Source organism: Rahnella sp. ChDrAdgB13, assembly GCF_017655185.1.
Lineage (GTDB): Bacteria > Pseudomonadota > Gammaproteobacteria > Enterobacterales > Enterobacteriaceae > Rahnella > Rahnella contaminans.
The window spans coordinates 1-2,019 of record NZ_JAEMGT010000158.1; the positions used below are offsets into that span (position 1 = coordinate 1).

The 2,019-nt window shown below is 35.8% G+C and carries 1 protein-coding gene and 1 pseudogene; both read right to left on the minus strand.

Annotation, left to right across the window (positions count from 1 at the left end; translation table 11 throughout):
- Window positions 1-127: 127 nt before the first annotated feature.
- Window positions 128-1,804 carry an AIPR family protein gene (locus J8X26_RS28000; protein WP_208952393.1) on the minus strand — a complete coding sequence of 559 codons (1,677 nt, stop codon included), beginning with the start codon at window positions 1,802-1,804 and terminating at the stop codon, window positions 128-130.
- 16 nt (window positions 1,805-1,820) lie between these two features.
- A pseudogene (locus tag J8X26_RS27815) lies at window positions 1,821-2,019 on the minus strand (hypothetical protein); the annotation flags it as partial.

Sequence of the window (2,019 nt, forward strand, 5' to 3'; positions counted from 1 at the left end):
TATGAGGCGATGCTGCATTTTACCTGCGGCATCATTATCTGGAATAAAATCCTATTGGGATAGGCTCTAAGTCAGCAGCGGGCAGGCGGGGAGAACTGCGCGCGCAGAACGTCGAGGTAATCTCTTGTTAAAGCTCAGCTAGAATTTCTGGAGTTAGGGAAGCTCCTTTAGCAACCTGATCGTCAGCGCCCAGTTCGACGTATTTTTTTAGCACAAGCTGTAAACTTTCATCAAAAATATCATCGCTAATTGCTATCTGTGGAATGTTAGATAATGACTCTAATATCTTGTCTTTTGTGCTTAAGTATTTTATTGCGACTGTCATCGCTACGTAATACTTAATATTTGTTATGGTCTTTGTATCGGGGGTGTAATTATCTGTTTCATTTTTTAGGAATGCTTCAGTAGCCTTTATTATTAAAATCACTTTAAGATAAGTATCGATGCTAATATCCAAGCTAAATATCTTCTTATATTCTATGTCTTGGTTAATTAGAGTAGATGGACGTGCGCGTGCGCTGTCTGGCCTGAACAATACTATAGTCATCATTGCCTGCGCTAAGTATGCAATACTAATTATTTTAGATGCAGGTTTACCAAGGTTTTTGTAGAAGTTCTTCTTCCTGTCATAATAAAACCCGTTAGCTTTTAAATAATCCTCAATATTTCTATGAATTTCATCTGAGCTTCTTAGTGAGGCAGGGAGAATTGCAGTCTGGCTATTTGTCGCACGGATAATTCGGTCGCGCGCTTCTTCATTTTCTTCACAAATTATTCTAATAAGTATTGAACGCTTATCATCATCTACTTTTTCATGGTCTGAAAAATGCCGGTATATCTCATGAGACGTCTGTAAACCATTTACAATCTGAGGATCTTCAATAGTTATTTGGCTCACTGCTTTTGGTGTGATTATTGTTACCCCATTATTTAAGTACCAAAAATCATCTGAGTTGATATTGTTTAAGGTCAAGCGGATTCCAGTATTTACAGTAACACTACCTTGGTAGTCTCTTACATTTGACTCAAAAATACTTCTAGCTAATGCTCCATCATCGCTTACGAATTCATAATATTTTGTTAAAGATGCAAGGCAAATATAACTTCCTGCAACAGTACTAATTGGTTGTTCGGATATGTCAAGTGTTCGTGTGCTTGATGGTATATTCCTACTCATCTCTAATAAAGTAGATGCACCAATGAAATTGAATTCAAAGTTTGCTCCACTAAATAATTTATTTATATCATCACGAAGTTTTAATGATTTGTCAGATACATTAACATGTATTTCTGTATCTATGCCCTGAGTTGCGTAGAAGAATCTAATCACAATGGTCGGGAAGGTTTTGGCAAGTTTTGAATATGCATTTCTAAAAATTAAAACCTTCTCTAAAAGTAGCTCATTGTATCTCTGCTTGAATTTAGTAACGTCATTAGCTAAGTTAAATAAATCTTGGATGGTTTCACGAAATTTTGTGATGGCATCTTCTTTAAAAGTAGGTGAGGTTTTAGATTGAATAATTATTAATTCAATGTGATTTTTTCTCATCTGTACGTTTAATTGAGTATCTTCCTTTTGCAATTCTCCATTTACAAATGTGAAAATAGAATCAATTCCGCCATCTCCGCCATTTTCAACAACACTGTAACTAATGTCATCATATGTCACATCGTAATCTTTCAAAATTTCTGAGGCTGTATACATTTCGAAAAAATCAGCGTCTGTCATTTCAATTTCTAGTTCGCTTTTTTTATCTTTAAGTATCTGCTCTAAAATGATTTGATCATTTGTTTTTTTGGCCACGATGGAATCCTTAATGTTAATGTTCCGATTTAACAACATATTCCCCCCACCACTTCATTAGTGAAATACGCTGATGTAAATATGTTGAGCGATTGTAAGCTTTCCTAACTTCATTTTTTTCACTATGCGCCAAAGCAGCCTCAATTGCGTATTCTGGCCGATCGTGAACAGTCATTCTGGTGGAACGTGAACGCAGATTCTGGTTTAACGTGAAC